Here is a 20,677-nt window from a genome sequence, read left to right as displayed (position 1 = left end):
TTGATTATGGAGATAGCTTTAAGGCAGCCGGAATGTTATTACGAGTTAAACAAACGTCTAGTAACATATCGGGGTATATGTTGTCATTCAACAATCAAAACCAACAATTCTATTCCATGGCGAACAATTCATTGGGTGCAATATGGAAGTTTACATTTTCTAAAAATACCAACAGAACAAGCTTTACAAGTGGCGGGCTAACATTAGTTCGTTCATTGGACATTAATAGAAGTGGGGCGCTTTCGGTCACAGCAGATAAAAACGCTATTACTATATCAGGGGGTGGAATGTCTACTCCTGTTACTGTAGCGATAGATAGTGGAACAGGTGCAGGTTTTGGATTCTTTTCTGATCACTATTCTCATGGCTGTAGTGACATAGGGTCGTTTCGACTGAATGGGATTACCCTGACACAAACCAATGTGAAGACAGTATCGGAAGTGCTGAAAACACCGGAATGGCGGGATAATGCAACTAAAATGCTCGTGAATATTAACGATTATGCAGAATCAGATTTTCAGAATGAGAATGACTTAGCTCAAACCCTCATGAGAACCATCAACGAAAATATCCATTATATTTCATGGGGAAACGCCGGAAACCAGGCTTCCAATACAGATTTTATCTCAAAAAATAATGGCAAGGGGATTTTTATTAACAACACTAATTACAACAACGCCATTAATCAGACAGTAGCCTATATTGAAAGCGTCATTGACAGCTATCAGTCAAAACAATATGTCGTGGTGGAGGAACCGATTATTTTTGAGGTGACTCCAAGTAACCTAAGAACAAATACTGCTACGCCGGAATATCCCAATGGACGCTGGAAGATCGTACACGATTACGCCTATTTTGAAAACAACATGGGGAAATATATCAATTCAGATATGTATCAAAGTAATTTGCCCAATACCTTTGATAAGGCTGGAAAATACAGAATATATTTTGCAGACAGCTTGGTCAAGGAAGTGTATGTTCACCGCATACCTGTAGCAAGCTTTAGTACCGTTATCAATGGTACGAATATTACCTATCGTACTAATTCAATTGATGTGGATACCAGTACAGATATCGGATACGGGCCAGGGATTGTTGAAGAAGAATGGTCATATAGAGAGAGTACAGCTTCTACATGGACGGCGGGAAAACTGACTTCCTTTAATCAGTCGAAAATATACTTAATTCAGCTACGTGTTAAAGATGAACAGGGGATGTGGAGCTATCCAATCACCAGGTATTTGTCCTCGTCATCGGAAAAGCCTGTAGCTGATTTTAATTATGGTACAAACAAAATTACGAAATATGATACGTTAAATATTGTCGATGGCTCCTACGACCCAAGCGGGAAGGCATTGACAACATACTCCTGGACGCTTAGAAAAAATGGTGCAGTGGTCAGCACAACAGCAACACCGATTACCAACTTTAATACAGCAAATTTGGGTATCGGCACTTACTCATATACTCTAAAAGTGACCAATAGTGCAGGTATTCAATCCGATGAATTTACCCGTACATTCTTCGTTGAAGATGATACGACCAAGCCAGAGGTCATTGTCGATGTGGAAAATTGCGATTGGCAGAGATCGCAAACCATCAATGCCATATTTACTGATCATGGCAGTGGTATTGATGGCTATCGATATATCATCAATACCAGTTATCAAATGCCAGGTTTAACCGATGGAGCATGGAGCGGAAAAATTACTAACAGTACAGCAACTTTTACCTTAAATCAAACAGGCACGTATTACCTGCATTTAGTAGGGTATGACATAGCAGGAAACTACATCACCAAAACAAGCGGGCCATATAAAATTGATAGTACAGCCCCATCCGTCACTGCCACAAGTCCCGATACTGCCTATGTACAATCTCAAAACATAACGGTGAATGTCAGTGATAATATCAATTTAGCAAGTTTTAAATATACAGTGAATGAAAGCAGCACTGCCCCTAATGAAAATTCGGGGGAATGGATAGCGGGAACAGGCACGTCAGCAGCTTTAACCCTCAATGAGACAGGAATTCACTATCTCCACGTAATTGCCTATGACCATGTGGGAAATAGATCGGCCAGAACTTTCGGCCAATACAAAATTGATACGATAAAGCCAATGGTAATAGTGAACCCCCGTCATTCAACCTGGGGGCAATCACAACGGGTAGACTATGCTTTCAGCGATGAGGATAGCGGATTTAACTATTCAAGATACATTATCAGCGAAAACAGTGCAGTACCGGAAATAAATGATGATAGATGGAGTGCGCCAGATCATAACGCTGTAAGCTCTGTCCTCTTGAATATCACAGAGGATACAGGATTGACATACCTTCATCTCTTAGGCTACGACAAGGCCGGAAATTATCACATTGAAACTACAGGCATTTATGAGATCGATACAGTCAAGCCAACGGTGGACATAGACCATGAGTCATCCTACTGGAAACAGTCCCAGGAGGTAACGGTTTCTTTTCATGATGTTCATAGCCAGTTCAGCTATTTCCAATATATAATCAACCAAAGCCAAACACCGCCATCATTGAATGAGCTTGGACAGCAAGAAAAGAAAATGAATACAACAGGCTCATTTACTTTTGATGTTACAGGGTTGAATTACCTGCATTTGGCAGGATACGACAATGTAGGTAATTATATTACAAAAACCTATGGGCCATACCGGATTGACACAGTGGCCCCTACCATCACCGCAACAGTCCCTAGCGAAGCCTGGAAGCAATCACAGGAAGTTTTAATAGAGGTTGAAGATAACAGCATTTTAGGGGAATATAAGTACAGTATAACTACCAGTGATACAGCACCCAATGAAAATTCAGGGGAATGGACGGTCGGTACAGGTACATCAACCACCCTTATCTTAGACAGTACGGGGAGATACTATATTCATGTGATTGCAACTGATGTAGCGGGTAATCGAAGGGCTGAAACATTCGGAGATTATAAAATCGATACAACCAAACCCAAGGTAGATGTAATAAACCCTGAATTTTCCGATTGGAAGCATTCACAGGATGTCCTTGTCACCTTTAGTGATGAACATAGCGGGTTTGACTATTACCGATATATGATTAGCAAGAATCCGGAAAAACCTGAATTGGATGATGATGGGTGGAGTAATCCAGTAAACAGCCATACAGGGAGGATTACAATTGATTCCCCAGGTTTAAATTATCTGTATCTGATAGGCTATGACAAGACAGGAAATTATATTGAGCATACGAGCGGACAGTATAAAATCTATATGGCAAAACCGGAAATCATTGTGGATGTGGAGGAATCGGATTGGAAGCAATCGCAAACCGTCCATGCCCTCTTTAGTGAGCATGGAAGCGAATATAACGGATACAAGTATGTGATCAATAACAGCAGCAGAACCCCATCGGCAGGCAGTCCGGCATGGAGCGAAACCAACAGCAGCACAACAGCAGCTTTTTCCTTTGACACCACAGGAATCTATTACCTGCACTTAATGAGAATTGATTCAAAGGGTGACTATATTTTCAAAACCAGTGGGCCATATCATATCGATACTCAAAAACCAGTGATCGCAGCTACACCGCCAAAATCTGAATATGTACGATTACAGGCAGTGCAAATTTATGCCAGTGACAGCCCATCAGGGATTGAACGCTATCAATATCTGTTCACCACAGATGAAGCTATCCCTGATGAAAATTCAGAGGAATGGACAATAGGGTTTGGCACACAAACCACAGCCTACATTTATCAAGATGGGGTTTTCAACCTGCATATATTAGCTTATGACAAAGCAGGTAACAGCACGATCAGAACCTTTGGGCCATATAAAATTGACAGAACAGCCCCAGGGGTAACGGCAGACCCTGGACATGGTGAATGGGCCACGAGCCATACCGTTACTGTTCTATTCAGTGATAGTGGTAGCGGTTTTGATGGTTATAAATACATCATCAATTCAAAATCACAATTCCCTGAATCCAGTGATGGAGCTTGGAGCAATATGATTAACGAAACAGAGGGAACCTTCACCATTGATCTTTTAGGTGTAAACTACCTGCATTTAATTGGCTATGATCAGGCAGAAAACGAGGTGAGGAAAACCTTTGGCCCCTATGAAGTTGATACGATCAGCCCGACCATAACGGCCACACAGCCAAAATCTGAATACGTGGAATCCCAAAGGGTGATAATCAACATTAGTGATTATCCGGTATTAACAGACATGAGATTCAAATATATGTTCAATACCAGTGACACAGTCCCTAATGAAAATGCGGATGGATGGATTGAAGGTACAGGCACATCGGCCACAACTACTTTGACTACGACAGGCAGCTATTACCTACATGTTATAGCCACTGATATAGCAGGAAATCAAGCTGTACGGACATTTGGAGCGTATAAGATTGATAGCACAGCACCAACAGTTGTCATTGATCTGGAACAATCGGAATGGTCACAGACAAAAACAATCCATGTGGAATTCACTGATGAAGAAAGCGGGTTTGATTATTATCAGTACATCCTAAGCACCAATCCAAATATGCCAGCATTGGATGATGAAGCATGGAGCAGGAAGGTGGTTTCTCCTTCAGGAGCATTCTTATTGGATGAAGCAGGTACGTACTATTTGCATTTGGTCGGCTATGATAAAGTGGGGAACTATGTGAAAAAGACAAGTGTTCCCTATCTGATTGATAAGACAGCTCCTATAGTAACAGTTGACCCAGAGCGTTCAGACTGGTCTACATCCTTGACGGTCTATGTCACATTCAATGATGAAGAAAGTCAGTTTTCCCATTATCACTATTTGATCAATAGCAGCTATACAGTGCCTGCATTGGACGATGAAGGATGGAGTGAAGCAATCACTTCTGATACAGCCACATTCACATTTAATAAAGATGGAGTCTATTATCTTCATCTGGTAGGCTATGACAAGGCTGGAAATTATGTGAGAAAGACAAGTGGCGAGTATCAGATTGATACAATAGCCCCAACGATTACAGCCACACCGCCGAGAACTGACTGGACACAATTACAGACCATTGCAATCAACGTAACGGACAATCAGACTTTGAGTGATTTTAAGTATGTATTTACGACAGAAGAAACCGCTCCTGACGAAGCTGCCAGTGGATGGGAAACAAGTACAGGGTTAGTAAAGGTGGAGACTCTGGACACAACCGGCATTTATTATCTGCACGTTATCGGCCATGATCGGGCAGGGAACCAGGCGAAGGAAACCTTTGGGCCTTACTACATTGATATGACTAAACCAAGGATAACGGGATATAGCACTGCCTATCTCAATAATATGGTTCAGGTTTCTGTAGAAGCAGAGGACGAACATTCAGGAATTGCTTTTTACGGTATGACTAATCAAAAAGACCAATACGAGAGCATTGTATGGCAGAAGTCAAATGTGCTGGAAATTACAAAAATAGCAGAATACTACCTGTACGTAATGGACAGAGCAGGAAACATATCGGCCATTGATGGATTGTCTAAAGTGGCCGTAGATCAGTTTGCTAAACCTGAAATCATGGTAAGTCCTGAAAATAGCAGTTGGCAAACCAAACAAGAAATCGAAATTACTTTTAGTCCTGCCAGTGAGATCGAAGTAGACTATTATCAGTACCTGATCAGCACAAACCCCAATATGCCAGCATTGGACTATGAGGGATGGAGTGAAAAGATAGATCAACCCGTACTGACGATCAGTTTAGATCAAACAGGCGAATATTATCTGCATTTGGTGGGGTATGACAAAAATAACAACACTGTAACGAAAACCTATGGAGCCTATCAGGTAGATATGACAGCACCAATTGTATCCGGTGTTGCGGTGGGATATAAAAATGACAGTGTCTACCTGACAGTATCGGCCAGTGATGAAGGAAGTGGAGTTGTCCAGTATGGAATCAGGCCCCATAGTTTGGAGGATAAACCTGTAAATATAGCATGGCAGGAATCCAATAAGATCAGAATCACCCAAACAGGCAAATATTCAATCTATGCCATGGACAGAGTAGGCCATGTTTCTAAGGTTAATGAAAAATCAACTGTGGACATTAAGGCATTTCACAAGCCTACAATTACAGTCAATCCCACAAGCCAAAGATGGGTTGATGAACTGGAAGTAACTATTACTTTTCAGGATGATTATAAAGGGATTGATTATTACAGATATAAGATTACAAAATCAAAGAGCTTCCCTTCCTTATCGGCCAGTGGATGGAGTGAGAAAATCACAAGAGCAAGAAATACCTTGGCTTTTGAAGACACAGGAAGCTACTATTTGCATGTGATTGCATACGACAAGATGAACAATAGCATTTCAAAAACATTTGGTGTATATCAGGTGGATAATATCATCCCTGAAATCAACAAGATCGTCAGCACTGAAAAAGATAAAAAGATGAATTTGGAGGTCATTGCCAGTGATCAAGGTTCAGGTGTAAAAGACTATGGAATTGCCAACGGCGGAACGGTTTCTATCAGAAATCGTATCTCATGGCAAGCCTCCAATATCTTTGACGGCCTGGAAAACGGCTCCTATGTCATCTATGCCAGGGATTATGCGGGAAATGTCTCAAAGGCTGCCAGTGTTTTGATCAATCAAAAAGAAACGATCATTGAAATCAAAGAAGTGACAGTCAGCTTTCAGGCCAACGGTGGCACAAGTCTAAATCCTGTAAGTGTGGTGAAAGGCTCCAAAATTAATGCGCCTGAATCCCCATTGAGAACAGGATATATATTTGATGGGTGGTATCAAGATCAATCCTTGACTCGAAAAATGAATTTCAACAATCCTATTTCTGAAAATATGGTACTGTATGCCAAATGGAGCATTGATAATAAAGACTCCATACCACAGCCAGCACCACAACCAAAGCCAGTAGAGAAGCAACCGGAGGAAAAAAGCCAGCCTGTTGTAAGACAGCCAGGTACACCAAGATTGACAAACAGTGATCAGCAAAAGGAATTCTCAAAAGATGAAAGTGAATATTCGCAAGAAACTGTTGTTTCTGTATCAAATTTAAAAGGAAAGCAGGTGGAAATCACCTTTATAGATGACCAGGACAGAATTATCCTAAAGCAAGTATTCAACTACGGAGAGCCAATCTATGTAATAGATCAGGATGGCCAAAAATTGGCAGAATACAACGCAAGGCAAAAAAGGGATATTTATTTGCCAAAGGAGAGCAGCAGAGAAGGGGATATTTATGGCTGGGAATATTTTTACAGAGAGAATACCCTTGTAATAATGCGGACTGTCCACAAAATCCCTGTGGAAACAACGGATAAAATTCCGGAAAGTAATGATCGAATTTCCAATCATATAAACCTTGTGCCTTATGCTATAGGAGCTTTGGTTGGTAGCGGCTTTCTTATCTTCCTCTTAATTTTCATTAGGAGGAAGAAGAAAACAACTAAATAAGTACAGCAAAGGATGTTTACACAATTAAATAGGTAAAAAGCAAAGGGTGTCAAATGCAAATGACACTCTTTGCTTTTATCCAAAAAAGAAAGGAGGGCAGGATTATGGATAATGCTCATTTTCTGAAAAATGTTTCAGAAGAAGAATTATACGAAATTTTGAAAAATGATGACACTGCCGATTTTTCAAACTGCTATTTCTATAAAGTAAAAATTTCTATCAGTGAAGGTAGAATCAGCAGCTTTGAAGGTTCACGTTTTTATGAATGCAAGTTCATGGGATTTGATGGTCAGCATGTGAATTTTCAAAAGGCGGTGCTTACAGGGTGTTTTATTGAAAATGCGAATTTCAATCATGTCAATATGACAGGAATCGAAATTTACGGGACGCATATCAAGGACGCAAGTTTTAGGTTCACAGACTTAACCGATGCACGAATGCGATATGTCCTGTTTGAAACGTCGGTACTTTATCAAACGGAGTTTCAACATGCGCTCATGGATAACATTCATTTTCAGAATGTAGAAGCGGAAAATATAACAACAGATTTTTCTACAGTTACAATGACCATGACCGGAGCTAGGAACAAGGACATACAGAATTACAGAAATCAAATTTTGTGGGCACTTCATGTGAATCAGGATGAAATTGATAGAGCCATTAAAAAAGTACGGTTTATAAGATCTAATTATGAGACCATTTTTGAGGTGAATGATGGTGATATGGTGCTGATTGACGGTCAGCTCAGAAAAGTAAATTATATGGACGAATACCACTTTAATTTTGATGGTGGTAAGTGCTATCACATTTGGGAATTTGCAGAAAAGGTTAACCCACAAGGGAATCGTGTGCTTCCGGCACAGCAATCTATTTTAGATCAAATAAAATCAAAAGGGGTTAGCAGCAAGAAGGATGGGCATGAAAAAACAACCCCAAATAAGGAGTTGTAGTAAGGGCCTATATACAGGGATTAAGCAATTAACCAGGTCGGCTTTTATAAAATAACGGTGTCAGTCAGTGACACTCAGGGAGGAAAAAATGAGCGAATATATGATTATTTTCATTGAGAACGGAACAATTACAGCAGAAGAATTGATAGAAGGTGAAAGTGAGGATTGAAAATATGGTAAAAATAGATGGCAGCACGGCAAATCAATTGTTAGAAGCTTTTTTAAATAGCAATCAAACCATAGCGAAGATAAGAAACACAACCTATGTTAAAATGCCTGTCACTGATGAAGTAGATTTACTTTATAATCAATACCAATATAATGAAAGTCCATATCCGTTGGATGGGAAGCATAATTTGGAATTTGCAGGAGTATGGAATCATGCAACAAAAACAATCTATGAACCTCAATATTCTCTAAGGAGTCTTCTTGAAAATGGCGGGGAAATTACTACTGTTTCAAAGGAAGAAATTGAAAGTCTTATCGAAAAAGAAGTCTTTAAAAGAGTAGAGAATTATGTCAATGAAAACTATGAACCCTTAAAGCAAGCTGTTACGGATGAAATGAAGGAAAACCATTACAGTATTTGGCGAACAGAACACATTGGTCAATCCTTTGTAGAAGAATGGTCTACGGAAACAATGGATTACTTTTTACCAGATGTAAGCATAAAACTTGAAGAATCTTCTTTTATGAATTATATCGTGGGGGGTGAACGCCGTTCCCAGGTTATTGATGAATTTGAAAAACAGTATCATGAAAAATATGGGGAAAAATTAGGTCTTTACATTATGGAATTTGAAGCTGTCAACTCAAAGTTACAGGAAATTCAGAATGACCCAACTAATCCGATGCACAAGCAGAAGAAAATTATCAAAATCATGAAAGATCAGGATTGTCAAACCGTTAATCTCACCATCAATAAGAATAATACGCTGTTTACATTTAAGACAACAGCGAGTCCCTTAAAATATTTTGGGAGGTACATCAGCACTTATCATATACAGGCCCAAGACCGGAGAAAATTTGAACAGCTATTCGGCAGGCATGAATCCTATACGCTTGATGATATAGCCAAGATCACCTATGGTAAACGGGTACTGTATCAGGATGAAAAGCTGCTGCCACAGACAGAAATATCTACCCTGGCCTCCATCAAAGCCAAGGGCATACGGAGCAATCAAAATCAAACATTAGAGGGGAGAGGTCATAGAGAAGACATTGAAAGATGAAAGAAAGATGAAAGGAGAATCCCGATGGGAAAAAGCCAAATAAAGAAAAATTCAAATTCAAAACAGCAGCCAGCTATGAGTCAAGATGAAATGCTTGCCATTATCAGCTCTCTTGCCAAGCAAATTGAGTTGTTAAACGGGACAGTCGATAAGCTGACTGTAGAATTAGCCAACAATAGGGAAACTGCATTACAGGTAAATAAGATCAATTTATTTATGCAAGTAGCAAAGGTAAAAATTCAGGATACCCTTAATTTATTGAAAAACGAACACAATTTTTCCACTAAAAAGTTTATATATGAATTTAGAGAAAACATCAACATGATCAAGAGTGCATTGTCAGAAGTAAAGAATGCTATTTTGGAAATACCTCATACTATTTCTGAAAAAGTAAATGGTTTAAAAAATCAGGCAAAACAAAAGGTGAACAAGGCAATTTGTGGGGTAGATAATGCCATAACCTATGCAAAAGAGGTCGCTGCTATTCAGATGACCACACCGGAGTTTATAGTTAATCAACTTCAAAATGCGCTACAAGATGCAAAAAAACAACATCATGCAGCTATGAAAATGGCTAGAAGTAATTTGTATGGGGAACGCAAGGAAAATTCTGCTTTGAATCAAATGCGGGGATTAGGTACGGTAAGTGAGCGGCAGGGAGATGAACCCCAAAAAAGCAGTGAATTAGAAAAATAGAATGACACATCTGTTCAGAAGGAGATATAGGGTGCATAGCCTTATATCTTCTTCTTTTATGCGGATAGAAAGGCGGATGTATAGATGAACGGCAAAACTAGAGAATTTCGCCAGAAGATAGCGGATATTTTCATTAAATCTTTAAATGAAAAGCAATTAAAGTGGAAAAAGGAATGGAATGGGCCAGCCATGTCGCCAATGAATGCAATTTCTCATCGTAGATATAAAGGGATTAATCAGTTTTGGCTAGGATTTGTGGCTTTAGAAAAGGGATATGATGACCCTCGGTGGTGTACCTTCTTACAGGTTCAAAACCAAGGCTGGAAACTACAGGGAGCGAAGGGAACAGGGGTACAGGTTGAATATTGGCTTCCCTATGATTTTGAAAAAAGGAAAGCTATGTCCTGGGAAGCCTTTAATTTAATTAAGCATGATAAAGAAGCTTTAAAGGATATAGCCTTTATCGCAAAATATTTCACTGTTTTTAATGCTAAGTTTATTGAGGGCATTCCCCCGTTGCCGGAGATTCAAACAAATGCTCATATTCGTCCCGATGAGATCATTGATAAATTAGCTAAAAATATGGAGGTTCAAATTTTCAATGATGGGAAGGATAGGGCTTATTACAGTACCCTGACAGATCAGATTCACTTGCCAAAACCAGAGTATTTTGTAACTGAATATGCGTATAACGCCACAGCATTGCATGAGCTGGCCCATGCTACGGGTGCAGCACATCGGTTGAATCGTAACATAATGAATATGTTTGGTTCCAGTGACTACGCATATGAGGAACTGATTGCAGAGATCAGCTCTTGTTTTATGAGTGTTAATTTGAAGGTCGAGCATGATCAAAACCATATAAATAACCATAAAGCCTATGTTCAGAGTTGGATTCAGGCCATTAAGGAGAAGCCTAATATTCTGATTCAGGCAATAAGGGAAGCTGAAAAAACGGCTAATTATATGGATTTTAAGGCTGAGATCATCAGTGAAAAGGAATATCTGAATACAACAAATGAGAGCTTGGAAGTAGAACATGATAAGGTGATGGGAAATGAGAAAACCTTTATTGAAATGAAACAGGACATTTCAAATATTCTTGCTCGTGAAGGATTTCAACTATTGCTATGTGATGAAGATATTAAAGATTACATTAATGAGAGGGCCTATATGGATTTAGCGACATATGGCAGTAGTAAGGACTTGATCAGTCAATTAAAAAGGTATTTGGAGAGCCACATATTGAAAGAAGAACCTTCCATGCTAGAAGCCATTAAAGCCAAAGGTCAGAGGGCAAAGGCAGGAAAAATGTCCCTTAGCAGGGTGGTAGAAAGGTAGGAGGTAGCATAATGTCAAATGCAATAAAGAAGTTCATTGATAAATGGGAACACCATGAGATTGAAGATTATGGGAGTGTCGTATCCCCTGACTACAAGCAATTCCAAAAGGAGTACAGGGGAGTTTTAAGAGGGATTGCAAAGGAAGTCGGGATGAAACTTCATAAGCTGAATGCTAATCATTATTGTTTTTCTGCTGTGTTAAAACATGAAACTACATCAAAATTTTATTATATCAGTATAAGTGATGTTAGACACAATTCTGAATGGTATAGCAATGTCCTATATCGTACTATGGAGCATGAAAAGGATTGGACGGGAGGGCCTAACCATTATTCGTCATTAGAGCACCTGGGGGTAAATCTTCATATGATAGAACATCAGTCACAACGGATAGAAGAAGATCGATCTGAAGGTCAAAATAAAAAAGGTGAAGATCGGGAAAAAGAAACAAAAGCTTCAAAAGACTTTAATCCGAGAAAAAAAATTGGTGTGCAGTTTAGTCGAAAACAAATAATTGCAACCAGAACAGTAGAAATAAAAAAGTATAATACTGAAAGCCAAGCAATGGAACCAGTTCTTGATGTGGAAGGGAATCCACGCCAAGGCACTGAAACAAGAATTATTTTACCTGCAAGTAGCCAATATAGACAATTTGTCCTTACCACCACAGAAAGAGTATTTGTACCCCATGTCTATCAATATGATCAGGAGAGCAAAACCAGTGTTGATAAGGGGTTAAGTCCTAATATGCTTATGGTGAAGCTTTTTGAAAATGCTACGTATAAATTGACACGAACGCCTTACCTTTTAAATAGTGATGGTACGGTAAAGGTAGATGACAAGGGCAGAAAGCTATTGGATTTTGCAAACCAAAAAGTAGTAAGGCTAACAGGGAAGGAGATACAGCAGGAGTTTGATAGTTGGAAAGGCCGATCAGTAATCAGTGATATGAAGGATAAAGGTACTTCTACTGAAAAAACAGTCAAAAGTCTTGAATTTAGTGATCAACTGAATAAATAATATTATGAGCTGTGTTGATGAGGACAATGGGAAAAAGCCACTAAGCGATTGACCTTAGTGGCTTTCATACTTAGCAATTTTTCTGTTTTTGGAGAAAAGTGTTTATTCTTGTCAAGAAGGTTGCTTCATCTATAACTGCTTTTTCTAAAAAAGGCTTTAAGCTCTCTATTCCATCCACTTCCTGTAGCAGAACCTTTATATTTCTAACTACAAAGCTTATTAACATGTTCAGGTTATCTAACTCATATAGGAGATCAACAACGGAATAAAATTCGCTTTCCGTTAGTTTTCCATTAGAATGATAATTTTTGTAATCATATTGATCGGCCATTAGACAAAACCGAGCATTTTCAATAAAGTTTGTTTTTCCTTCGATATGCAGTTTATCATATTCCTCCTGCAAATATTGTAATTTATTGAAGGTCATTTGTATCACTTCCCTTCTTTATTATCGTTGCCTGTTTAAAGGGAATATAAGTATTACCTTATGTGAAACCCCTTGATATTTTCTGTGGTATTAAGCCAGTAGCCTGATTGAAAAGCCGTTAAGAAGAATACTTCTAGTGGTTAATTTTATTTCTTGACTATTGTCTCTTTTATAGTAATTACTAGCATATTTTTATTACATTTGACTTCTATGTATGCACCAATCTCAAAACCATAATTTTGTAACCACTTTCCTTGTAAATTTACTCTAGGTACTCTGTTGTTTACCCCTGTTCCCTCGTAAACCTTTAATGTTCTTGTTTTCAATGATGAATTTCATCCTTTCTAAATGGATACTGGTTCAAAGATATATTATATAATGTACATACTTTCACCCCTTTACAATTTTTTTAAATAGATACTATCTGGTATCTATTATAATATTTTTCTCTGCTATAATCAAGGAAAAGATACTATTTGGTATCGGGTGGAGGGAATGATTCATGCAGAAGCTTTTACAGGAGCCGAATGTTCATATTGGCCATAATTTAAAAAGGTTAAGGGAGCAACGGAATCTTTCTCAATATGATATGGAGAGAGAACTTCAACTTAAGGGGCGTAATATGGCAAGGGCTACCTATGCCCATATTGAGCAAGGAAGACGAAATATTTTTATAAGTGATTTAATATTGATCAAAGAGATTCTTGGAGTAAACTATGAGCAATTTTTTGAAGGGCTAAGTCCTAATATTCATGTACGTTAATGTGACAAATTCAACAATATATGATATAATAATAGCTAACAAAAACTTGTAATTTATAAGTGAGTAGGTGAGAGATATGAAATATAAATTGAAAAATGTACAGGAATTGAGAAATGAAGGTATCTCAATACCTGACTATCTTGCCCATGACATTAATGCTTTGATTGATGGGAAGGAAAAAGATGTGTTGTATTTAGATTGCTTGATAGATGAGTGTTACGGTTCGATAAATATGGCATTGGTCAGCGATAAGATGATTACTGCGGAGCAGGCTGATTATCTGAGAAGTCTGTACTGTTAAGAGGTTGGTGAAGGGAAATGAAGGAGATAATTTTTGACAATCTCCCATCTGGAAATGAATATTATACGGGAGCAGCAAAAAAAGAATCTGTTATGTATGAAAATCTCAGATATATGATTAAGTACCCTTTGCGGAATAAAAGCAGAACTGAGCTTAATCAAACATATACCAACAGTGTTGTATCAGAGTATTTGGGCTGCCATATCATTAACTGCCTGGAGATCCCATATGCCAGGGCACAAAATACTTTGCTCGGCCGGAGCCGAGGCAAAATTGTTGTTGCCTGCGAGGATTTCACAACTGATGATGAAAAGCTTATTTCCTTTGACATGCTCCAAAACAGCTATATCGATAGTAGTGAATCAGGCAGACATCCCATCTTGGAAGATGTGATCGAAACGCTGGAAAACCATCCTTCCATCAAGAATAGGGAAGAAGCCATTCAGCAGTTTTGGAGTATCTTTATCCTTGACGCTTTTCTAGGAAATTTTGATAGACATAGCGGAAACTGGGGCTATTTAAATAATCGTAAAACTGGTGAATTGAAGCTTGCACCCATTTACGATTGCGGTTCCTGTCTCTATCCTCAAATATCGGAGGAAGGGATGAGAAAAGTATTAGAAATGCCGGAAGAAATCGAAAGAAGATGGCGAGAGTTTCCCAATTCCGCAATCCTGGATGAAGAAACGGGCAAGAAGATTAACTATTACGAGTTTATTACTAGTCTAAAAAGAGAAGATTGTAACGAAGCTTTAAAACGTGTATTTCCCTTAATAGACATGGCAAAAGTTCAAAAGGTTGTCGATGATACACCGTATATATCCGATATGCAAAAACGATTCTACAAAATAATGCTGCAAGCCAGATATGAAAATATATTACTAGTTGCTTACAAATGCTTGACTAAAGTGAATGAGCAATCAAAGCTGTCTGAGATTGCAGCAAAAGGCACGTATAGTGAAAGAGAGATTACAGGAAAATCCTCTAAAAAAGAATTAGAAAGATAAACCAGTATTATTTTAAGAAGGGCTACCTCAAAAAATGAGATAGTCTTTTTTATTGTCTGTGAAGGGTTGTTAGATTAAGGATTTTAAAGAATATAGTAAAATTCTGGATTGTGATATGTTATAATTAAAACAAAAGATAGATATCATATAATGACAGAAAATAGAGTAAAGGGGTTGTTATTATGTCATTTAAAGAAGAAAATTTATCTCTTGAGAACGTTGTTGCTCAAAGGACAAGGTTGCCCTTCTTTGTAAGGTGGATGATCAACATATTCCTCTTCATGCTTAAATCCTCGCTTTTACTCCTTGGACTAGTCATCGTATGGATCAGCAAGTTGTTTTTATTTGCAGCCCCCTATCTGGCATGGTTATTTCACTTTTTTTATATCGGAGGATTTATATTGATAGGAGTTTTAATCTTTGGCTTACGTGAAGTTGATAAGGGTGTAATCATTGCGATTTCTATATTATTTGCTACTGGGTATTTTGGGAAAAGAAGTTTTTATGGTTTGGGAGAGGTCATTAATAAGATAGGAGATTTCATTATGGGATTAGCTTCTGATATAAAATACCGTTAGAAAAAGATAAAAAAAGAAGAGAAAAAATTAGCTATTATGAATTTATTACAAGTCTGTAAGAAGAAAAATGTAATGAAGTTATTAAAACATGAATGCCTAAAGTATATATGAAAAAACACAGAAGGTTGTGGACGATACTCCTTATAGATATATAAAAACAGTTCTATAAAACCAAGGTGCAAGCCAGATATGAGAATATATTACTTGTTGTCTACGAATGCTTAAGATATGAAAAAGAGAAGGCTTAAAGCTGTCTGAAATCACAGTAAAAGGCTCAGAATTAAAAACAAAATGGGTTGACTTTTATTGAAATTTGTATAATAATTATATTTGATATGAATAATATACCAAAACCTTAAGTAAATAATATAAAGCTATAAAGCCTATTTTACTTTTCAATAGTATTATGGGAATTATTTTGAAGGGAAGCTCTACTTTATAGTAGGGCTATTTTTATAAAACTAGTTTCTAGTTGGGTAAACTGTCTTATTTTTATATGTTGTAATTAGATTAAGCATCCTCTGTAAAGGTACCAGACGCACTTAATTATTTTAAAGGATGCAGAACATTAAAAATAGCCATTTTTGACTAGTATTATGATAATAAGAGTGCGTTTTTATCTCATGATCAGGAAGGAGCTAAAAATATGATTAAAGCGAGTAAACTACAATACTCTCCAAGCATTGTGTCTACTTTTTCTGGATGTGGTGGTTTGGATTTAGGATTTCACATGGAAGGATACAAGACTCTTTGGGCAAATGATTTCTCAGAATGGGCAGTACAATCTTTTAAAGAAAATCTTGGTGATGTAATTATCCATGAGGATATAACAAAAATCAATCCTTATACTGATAAAAGCATTCCCGATTGTGATTTAGTGCTTGGGGGGTTTCCATGTCAGGATTTTTCTGTCATTTGGAAGCAACCTGGTCTTAATGGAAAACGGGGTGGTTTATATCGCCATTTTCTAGAATTTGTTGATGCAAAAAAGCCGAAAGCATTTGTCGCAGAAAATGTTAAGGGACTACTTACAGCAAATAAGCGTAAGGCTATAGAGACTATTATTAAGGACCTTGAAAGCTTAACACCTGGTTATATTGTAAAACCGCATCTCTATAATTTTGCTGATTATGGTGTACCTCAATTTAGAGAGCGTTTAATTATTGTAGGCATACGTGTAGATACAGGGTTCCATTTTGTTCATCCTAGGCCAACACACGGGCCTAATTCTGCCAAACCATATATTACAGCTGGTGAAGCGCTTCAGGGTGTCGAAAGGGTGCCTTTTAACAACGAACATATTAATTGTAAAGAAAAGACCAGAAGAATGCTTGAGCTGATTCCGGAGGGGGGAACTTTACTGACATTCCTAAAGATCATCCTCTTTATGTCAAGGGTATGATTAGTCATGTGTATCGAAGAATTAAACTAGATGAACCTGCTAAAACAATAATTGCTGCTGGTGGTGGTGGTACATGGGGATATCATTATCCAGAACCTCGTCCACTAACCAATAGAGAAAGAGCCCGATTACAGTCTTTTCCTGATGATTTTAAGTTTATAGGTAGTGTTGCTGAAGTGCGAAGACAAATAGGTAATGCAGTTCCTCCGGAAGGGGTGCGCTTTTTAGCTCGTCGTCTAATACCTCTTTTTACAGGTGAATATGAAAAGGTTGATCTTCAAAAAGAATATGATGAACTTCTTAAGTTGTCAGTTAAAGAACGTTTAGAACGGGTTTCGAATGAAATGGAATAAAAGGGAGTTGTCTACATGGAATTTTTATTTTCAAATTATCCTCCTATGCGTACAAAGATGCATACTTTTTACGACACATTCTACTCATTACTTCCTCAGACAAGACAGTTAGACATTGCAGTAGGATATATCACATCTGATTCATTAGTAGAATTGCAAAAAGCTGTAGAGTTGAATAATATAGAAAGGTTAAATCTTGCTATTGGCATGCATTATTTAGATAAATTCACAGAGGTTGAATATAAGACTGCAATTGACCTCAATACTTTTCTTACATCTAATAATTGTGGAGAGGTGAGACTAGTTACTCCTTTCCGTTTCCACGGTAAAATGTATACATATAGTGATGAACAAGGTGCAATTGCTGGTATTATTGGTTCAAATAATCTCAGCAGTATAGTTCAAAGTAATAACAGAATATATGAAACTGCCATCTTAATTAATAATTCACTTTATGCGCAGCAGATGAATCTTTTTATTAACGATCTAATACGCACTTCTACGGAAAACATTGCCAATTTAGATATTCATCAGTTTAGAAAAGCTAACCCGCTACTTGAGAATCATGAACATGTTGAATATGTAGATACAACTATTTTGGCACAATGCCTTGCTAGCCGTACAGAAATATCTTTTGAAATACCAATTAAAGGAGCAGAAGTTTCTCCACAAAGTAATCTAAACGTTTTTTTTGGTCGTGGTCGTGTTGGTAAAAATGGTCTAGTAAAGCCTCGTCATTGGTACGAGGTTGAACTAATCGTTTCAAAAAATATTACATCTAGTCCACACTATCCAAAGAGTCAAACTGATAGCGCAGTTTTTGATGTGATTACAGATGATGGATGGAAGTTTAAATGTAAAGTAAGTGGTGATTATAGCAAGAACTTCCGTTCTGAAAATGACCTTAAAATTCTTGGGAAATGGCTAAAAGGAAGACTAGAAAATGCTGGAGCCTTAGCAGTTGGGGAACCCGTAACTCAAGAAACCTTACGTCGTTATGGCAGAGATACTTTTACACTTACTAAAACTGAGATACCAAATCTTTGGTATTTAGACTTTGGGGTGATGAGATGAGCTACCTAAGTAATTATTTAGATAGAATAGTAATGCGTGGTAATCCAAGTCTTGCTGCTGCTATTAAAAAAACAACGGATGATATCATCCCACAATATGTATCTAATTTCACGTTTAAAGAACATGTCGTCAGTTTATTAGTAGGTGATGTACAAAGCGGTAAAACCAGTCACATGTTTGGTCTCATCAGTGCCGCTGCTGACGAAGGGTTTGGCATTTTTGTTCTGCTTACAACTGATAATATACTTTTACAGCAGCAGACGTTTAAACGTGCCCAAAAGGATCTTAGTGATTTTTGCATATGTGATGAAAATGATTACTTAAGTTTCGTCAACAATAATATGCGTAAACCGGTTATAATCGTGCTAAAAAAGAATGGACGCATACTAAAACAATGGAAAAATAACTTCTCGTCTACCAACTTTTGTGCAGGTAATCCTCTATTTATAGTTGATGATGAGGCTGATGCAGCTAGCTTGAATACTTTAATTAACCGTAGAAAGCAGAGTACAATTAACAAATGTTTGAATGAAATTAAACAGACGACGTCTAGCAGTATTTATATGCAAGTAACGGGTACACCACAAGCGATTCTATTACAGACGTTAGAAAGTGGATGGAAACCGTATTTTATCTATTATTTTAAGCCTGGGCAGGGATATCTGGGAGGTAATTTTTTCTTCCGAGCTGAACAATCACCGTATATAATACTTACTGATAATAATGAAGCAGAAGAGTTACTTGTTGACGATGAATTCCCAGAAAATGGGCTTAAGACAGCACTAATGATGCACCTTGTATCTTCAGCCCATGTATTTTTAGATGGTGGAACTGTTAGCAATTTTTTAGTACATCCAAGCGTCCGAACAGACCAACATGGAAAATTTGCAGAAAAAATCGGTGATTATCTCAATGAAATATCAATTACATCAGAAGAGCCAGAAACAGCAGAATCTTTTGAAATTGTATATAATAATCTTAAAGAAACAAAAACTAATATTCGGCCTTTTAGCGAAATCTTTGAGTTCATATGCAATCAACTCGAGAATGATCAGATAAACATTTTAGTTATAAATTCACTTAATTCATATGATGATAACGTTCAATATGAAAATGGAATAAATATTATTATAGGTGGTAATAGCCTTGGTCGTGGAGTTACTTTTCCACAGTTACAAACAATATACTATTGCCGTCTCGCAAAAAGCCCTCAGGCAGATACTATGTGGCAACATGCTCGGATGTTTGGTTATGATAGAGATGCAGCTTTTATGCGCGTATTTATGCCACCAATTCTCTATAAACTGTTTTCTGATATAAATACGACTAATAATAATATTATTGCTCAAATCAAAAAATTTGATCATAATAGTGATATCAAAATATTTTATCCTACGGGATTACGTCCTACAAGGAGAAATGTACTTGATAAAAAAGCTATTGGTATTTTTTCCGGTGGAGTTAATTATTTTCCATTCTATCCAAGAAATAAAGATATAACTGCTCTTGATAAAATTCTTGAACCTTTTACTGATGATGTTTATTTGGTAAACTTAAAATTAATCACACGTATTCTAGAATTAACTGATTCAGAAACTGATGATTGGAGTGCTACTGCATTTACTGGTTTTATTAATACGTTTATTGTAGAAAACCCACTAGCTCAAGGCAGATTGATTGTTCGCCGTGAAAGAGATATTGCAAAAGGAACGGGAACCTTACTATCACCCAATGACAGACGTCTTGGTGATACTTATGATAATGAGGTTGTTCTTACCATGTATAAAGTTACCGGTAAAAAAGGATGGGATGGAAAGCAGTTGTGGATTCCAAACATCAAATTACCTGGAGATATTTTTTATTATAATGTTTAAACTCAGAAAAAATCGTGGGAATTCCTTAAAAATATAAAGGAGTTCCTTTTTTATACAATTTTATTTTTCCATAATTTTAATACATTCTTCTGATGTATTACATACCTTTCAGCTTCATATTAGTATTACTATATTGGATAATGGCTACGATACATATATTTTGCTTTAGATACTATTTGGTATCTATATTATAATCTAACTCGTTGATA

16 protein-coding genes are annotated in these 20,677 nt (G+C 37.3%); 14 read left to right on the top strand and 2 right to left on the bottom strand.

Going from position 1 to position 20,677, the window contains the following annotated elements; translation table 11 throughout:
• Nucleotides 1-116: 116 nt before the first annotated feature.
• From BJL90_RS01455 to BJL90_RS01430, 6 genes are all read left to right on the top strand, one after another.
• Entirely contained in the window at nt 117-7,448 is a 7,332-nt protein-coding gene (locus BJL90_RS01455) for an InlB B-repeat-containing protein (RefSeq protein ID WP_169824178.1), read from the top strand.
• A gap of 104 nt (nt 7,449-7,552) precedes the next feature.
• Entirely contained in the window at nt 7,553-8,398 is an 846-nt protein-coding gene (locus BJL90_RS01450) for a pentapeptide repeat-containing protein (RefSeq protein WP_070963650.1), read from the top strand.
• A gap of 173 nt (nt 8,399-8,571) precedes the next feature.
• Nucleotides 8,572-9,630, top strand: a complete 1,059-nt coding sequence (locus BJL90_RS01445) for a hypothetical protein (protein ID WP_156778685.1) — start codon at nt 8,572-8,574, stop codon at nt 9,628-9,630.
• A gap of 24 nt (nt 9,631-9,654) precedes the next feature.
• Nucleotides 9,655-10,326 (top strand): hypothetical protein, encoded by a 672-nt coding sequence (locus BJL90_RS01440; RefSeq protein ID WP_070963646.1) that lies wholly within the window; start codon nt 9,655-9,657, stop codon nt 10,324-10,326.
• An 84-nt stretch (nt 10,327-10,410) separates the two neighbouring features.
• A complete protein-coding gene (locus tag BJL90_RS01435; RefSeq protein WP_070963644.1) occupies nt 10,411-11,667 on the top strand; it encodes an ArdC family protein in 1,257 nt (418 codons plus the stop codon).
• 11 nt (nt 11,668-11,678) lie between these two features.
• Nucleotides 11,679-12,689 (top strand): hypothetical protein, encoded by a 1,011-nt coding sequence (locus BJL90_RS01430; RefSeq protein WP_070963643.1) that lies wholly within the window; start codon nt 11,679-11,681, stop codon nt 12,687-12,689.
• 70 nt (nt 12,690-12,759) lie between these two features.
• On the opposite strand, the gene BJL90_RS01425 is transcribed toward BJL90_RS01430, so the two are convergent.
• Together BJL90_RS01425 and BJL90_RS01420 are read right to left on the bottom strand one after the other, a co-directional pair.
• Nucleotides 12,760-13,116, bottom strand: coding sequence for a hypothetical protein (locus BJL90_RS01425; protein WP_070963641.1), 357 nt, complete (start codon nt 13,114-13,116; stop codon nt 12,760-12,762).
• Between the two features lie 146 nt (nt 13,117-13,262).
• The gene (locus BJL90_RS01420; RefSeq protein ID WP_070963639.1) at nt 13,263-13,442 is read right to left on the bottom strand and encodes a SymE family type I addiction module toxin; all 180 of its coding nucleotides are present in this window, start codon (nt 13,440-13,442) and stop codon (nt 13,263-13,265) included.
• A gap of 176 nt (nt 13,443-13,618) precedes the next feature.
• Here BJL90_RS01420 and BJL90_RS01415 point away from each other — a divergent pair, with 176 nt between their 5' ends.
• The 8 genes from BJL90_RS01415 to BJL90_RS01385 all read left to right on the top strand — a co-directional run bounded on the left by BJL90_RS01415 (nt 13,619) and on the right by BJL90_RS01385 (nt 20,468).
• Nucleotides 13,619-13,879 carry a helix-turn-helix domain-containing protein gene (locus BJL90_RS01415; protein WP_070963637.1) on the top strand — a complete coding sequence of 87 codons (261 nt, stop codon included), beginning with the start codon at nt 13,619-13,621 and terminating at the stop codon, nt 13,877-13,879.
• A gap of 67 nt (nt 13,880-13,946) precedes the next feature.
• A complete protein-coding gene (locus BJL90_RS01410; protein WP_418219417.1) occupies nt 13,947-14,180 on the top strand; it encodes a hypothetical protein in 234 nt (77 codons plus the stop codon).
• Between the two features lie 17 nt (nt 14,181-14,197).
• On the top strand, nt 14,198-15,187 hold the full coding sequence (locus BJL90_RS01405; protein WP_070963634.1) for a HipA domain-containing protein: 990 nt from the start codon (nt 14,198-14,200) through the stop codon (nt 15,185-15,187).
• A 182-nt stretch (nt 15,188-15,369) separates the two neighbouring features.
• Nucleotides 15,370-15,765 carry a hypothetical protein gene (locus BJL90_RS01400; RefSeq protein WP_070963632.1) on the top strand — a complete coding sequence of 132 codons (396 nt, stop codon included), beginning with the start codon at nt 15,370-15,372 and terminating at the stop codon, nt 15,763-15,765.
• A 646-nt stretch (nt 15,766-16,411) separates the two neighbouring features.
• The gene (locus tag BJL90_RS01395) at nt 16,412-17,167 is read left to right on the top strand and encodes a DNA cytosine methyltransferase (RefSeq protein WP_205684269.1); all 756 of its coding nucleotides are present in this window, start codon (nt 16,412-16,414) and stop codon (nt 17,165-17,167) included.
• Nucleotides 17,164-17,520: a DNA cytosine methyltransferase gene (locus BJL90_RS22495; protein ID WP_205684268.1), complete on the top strand. Its 357-nt coding sequence runs from the start codon at nt 17,164-17,166 to the stop codon at nt 17,518-17,520. The genes BJL90_RS01395 and BJL90_RS22495 overlap by 4 nt, the downstream gene beginning before the upstream one ends.
• Before the next feature lie 15 nt (nt 17,521-17,535).
• Nucleotides 17,536-18,594: a restriction endonuclease PLD domain-containing protein gene (locus BJL90_RS01390; protein ID WP_070963631.1), complete on the top strand. Its 1,059-nt coding sequence runs from the start codon at nt 17,536-17,538 to the stop codon at nt 18,592-18,594.
• Nucleotides 18,591-20,468 carry a Z1 domain-containing protein gene (locus tag BJL90_RS01385; RefSeq protein ID WP_070963629.1) on the top strand — a complete coding sequence of 626 codons (1,878 nt, stop codon included), beginning with the start codon at nt 18,591-18,593 and terminating at the stop codon, nt 20,466-20,468. The genes BJL90_RS01390 and BJL90_RS01385 overlap by 4 nt, the downstream gene beginning before the upstream one ends.
• Nucleotides 20,469-20,677: the final 209 nt, after the last annotated feature.

The organism is Clostridium formicaceticum (assembly GCF_001854185.1).
GTDB classification, from domain to species: Bacteria; Bacillota; Clostridia; order Peptostreptococcales; family Natronincolaceae; genus Andreesenella; species Andreesenella formicacetica.
Note: the sequence above shows the minus strand (reverse complement) of the source record. Positions and strands in the feature narration are given on the sequence as shown.